Below are 3,059 nucleotides of genomic sequence, written 5' to 3'. Positions count from 1 at the left end.
GTTCTGGACTCGTGCGAACGCGTTCTTCGCCAGCCTCGGCGTGACCGTGACCGCGGTGATGACCGACAACGGCGCCTGCTACCGATCCCACGCGTTCGCTGCCGCGCTCGGCGAAACCATCAAGCACAAGTGGACCAGACCGTATCGGCCGCAGACCAACGGGAAAGTCGAGCGATTCAACCGGACCCTCGCCGTCGAGTGGGCATATGCGAGACCCTACGCCAGCGAATCCGAGCGAGCCGCCGCCTACGAGACCTGGCTCCATCACTACAATCACCACAGACCCCACACCGGCATCGGCGGCAAGACCCCCTCAGAACGCGTTCACAACCTCACGGGGAAGTACAACTAGCCGACGTTCGCTGACACCTGATCTACAGCGCGAGATTGTCCGAAAAGACCATCAACTCACGCGCGACCCCAGGTTTATGGGCGGAGTAATGGAGAGAGAACGTCTGACTGCGGCGGTCCGAGTAAAGGTCACGGATCGCTGGCACGTCGTCGTACGTCAAGATCCATTTAGCGGAGGAAGGCGCGTTCAGTGCTTCGGCTAGCTCAGCGTGCTGCGTGTCTGTGAAGGAGTTCAGGTAGAGATAACTCCCCTTGTCGTAGTACGGCGGGTCGGCATAAACGAGAGTCGATCGGTTCTGCGACACTTCTCCGATCAGTGCACGACCATCCATATTCCGAACGTCGATGCGATCTCGAACGGCGCTGATCCTCCCAAGACGGTGCAGGAGAGTGGCTTTGTTGTACCGCGCGTCGATTCGATATGTACCGGCCTGTGCCTGGCCTCCGATCACGCCGGCGTTGAGCACGCCCGATCGATTCGTTCGATTCAGGAAGAACGTGGCGAAGCCCAGGTCTAGCGAGTCCGCACCATCAAGTCCCGCGGCGTAGATCTGCTTCTGCTTCCGCCACTCATCGAGAGTGACCGGAGTCTCTCGTACGAGCTTCTGGAACCGCTCCGCGTCGTGCACCATGGATTCCCAGAGAGACCACATCGCAGGATCGAGATCGTTGACGATGATCTCGCTCACTCGCCCTCGCAGGAGAAGCGCGATGGCGGCTCCCGCGCCTCCAGCGAAAGGCTCGACGTAGCGAGGCTTTTCCTCGAAATTGGCGTCGATGATCTTGGCGAAGAAGTCCGTCAGGGAACTCTTCCCGCCCGGATACCGGAGAGGGCTGTAGTCGACGCATCGCTTCGTCTCTATCCGGATCATAGGCACTTTCTTCGTGGGCGGCTCTCCCAAGGGTAGACGACCAGATCAGATGCTGGGAGAGCCGCGCGGCCGCGTAACATGATGGGATCCCTTCGTGAGTTGGTGGGGTGGCCCCGGGGATTCGGGGCCACCGTGGTGATCAGGGCGTGAATGCCCATTCCGGGAGCATCCCGATGTTGAGCACTTCGGCCAGCAGGTGCGCCATGCTCAACGACGGATCAGCCTTCTGGGCCTGATCCACGTAGAACGTCGCGTGGGTCGAGTTGCCCATCGCCCACGACAGCCACGTGCAGACCGTCAGCAGGGCCGCGCGGTCAGTGGCTGGTGTGTGAGAGGCGAGCATTCGGCAGACCGCCAGGGCCGCCCGCAGGCGGTCTGCTTGAGGTCGGGGAGCCTTCCCCATCAGCACGTTGCCGATGCGATCCGGAATGCTCCAGCCGTGGGCGAATGCGCGCTGTGCTGCCAGCGCCTCCCTGCCACCCTCTTCATCCGTCGCCCACTGGATCAGAGCGGTGTCACGGAACATCGGCAGGGAAACGATCCCGGCCAGCAGAGCCGCTTTCGGCACGTCCAGCGCCTGAGGATCCCAGGTGAGAACCTCCTCGAACAGGCTGGTGAAGTCCACTGTTTCCACGTTGGGGAGCGATGCGGCGAGGATCTTCATCCGTAGCGACTCATCCACAACGGGGAGCGATGCGCCGGTGCTCTGGTCGCCATCCTTGATGAACTCCGGCCCGGGCAGTGCAGGTAGAGAGTCCAGCGGACGCTCTGCGCCCTCGTAGAACTCTCCCCAGCCGGTCGGGGTGACGTACGCCAACTCGATGACATTCAGTCCGATGTACTCCGCCGCCAGCAGCAGATCTGACGCCAGCGCCTGATGCTCGGCCTCGGTGCCGTCCGTGTAGACGACCGCAGCGAATCCCGTCACGCCGGTCACTCGGCAGGTGATTCCCATTGCCGTCGCGACCATCTGAGCGCGAGTCTCGGAATCCGTGTGGAGATCCATCCGCAGCGCGGAATGCGCTCGGCTTCCCACGAACGGGGCGATGACCAACGAGTGTGCGGGCATGTATCCCAGCAGCGCTGTCACTCCTCCGATCAGCTCGCCGACTCCCTCGGCCTTCAAACCTTCTTCTCAGTCATGGTGGTTCCTTTCATTCGGTGTGTTGTGAACCTGACATTTACAGACTACGGGGGGCCACGGACATTCGGATTCTGTGACGGGCATGCCGACCGGGTAGGCGCTTAGATCGTCACCAGCTGGCGGCGCTCCGCCTGTACCTCGCGGATCAGGGTTGCCACCTTCGGCATGCGAGCGGGGATGCCCGTCGAGCGGGTCGAGAACCAGCGGCTGAGCGCTTCGGACTGGACTGACTCACGCTCGGCGATATCTCCGCGGATGCGCACGGCCTCCGCGCTGGAGGGGTTGAGTTCCTCGACGCGATGGCGCTCCAGGATCCGCACCATGGAACCGGACGGCTCGCGACCATGCTCAGCCTTGAAAGCGGTGATGATCTGATCCCTGATATTCATGGCATCTCCCTCTGTTGTGAACCTGACATTTACAGATTAGGAGGGGTCACGGACATGGGGGGTTGTGGGGACGAGGGCTGGTGAATTGTGCTTGCATTTTTCAAGCATTGAGGGGTTGAATTTGTGCCTGAAATTTGCTTGCGTTTTTCAGTCAGTTTTCGGGGGTGTGGTGGTGGGGAGCGTCGCAAGATTCCCCCGGCGGGTGGCGGGGTGTTGGTGCGGGGTGTGGTCGTGAGATCCCGGGGGGCAGCAGCAGCGGCGGCTGTGCAGGGTGCTGGAGGCGCGTTTTGGCGGGGTGAGCGT

Annotated in this window: 4 protein-coding genes; 1 reads left to right on the top strand and 3 read right to left on the bottom strand. The window is 62.0% G+C overall.

All coding sequences use genetic code 11. The features are described 5' to 3' along the window. Positions 1-352 (top strand): IS481 family transposase (locus tag DC31_RS16640; protein WP_036282294.1); only part of this gene is annotated, 352 nt, incomplete at its 5' end. Positions 353-374: 22 nt separating this feature from the next. On the opposite strand, the gene DC31_RS16635 is transcribed toward DC31_RS16640, so the two are convergent. The 3 genes from DC31_RS16635 to DC31_RS16625 all read right to left on the bottom strand — a co-directional run bounded on the left by DC31_RS16635 (position 375) and on the right by DC31_RS16625 (position 2,756). Beyond that, positions 375-1,223, bottom strand: coding sequence for a DNA adenine methylase (locus DC31_RS16635; protein ID WP_036282291.1), 849 nt, complete (start codon positions 1,221-1,223; stop codon positions 375-377). A 139-nt stretch (positions 1,224-1,362) separates the two neighbouring features. After that, on the bottom strand, positions 1,363-2,349 hold the full coding sequence (locus DC31_RS16630; RefSeq protein ID WP_036282289.1) for a DUF4192 family protein: 987 nt from the start codon (positions 2,347-2,349) through the stop codon (positions 1,363-1,365). A gap of 119 nt (positions 2,350-2,468) precedes the next feature. Next, positions 2,469-2,756 (bottom strand): hypothetical protein, encoded by a 288-nt coding sequence (locus DC31_RS16625; protein WP_036282287.1) that lies wholly within the window; start codon positions 2,754-2,756, stop codon positions 2,469-2,471. Positions 2,757-3,059: the final 303 nt, after the last annotated feature.

The organism is Microbacterium sp. CH12i (assembly GCF_000685355.1).
GTDB lineage: Bacteria > Actinomycetota > Actinomycetes > Actinomycetales > Microbacteriaceae > Microbacterium.
This window is presented reverse-complemented; position numbering and strand designations above follow the sequence as displayed.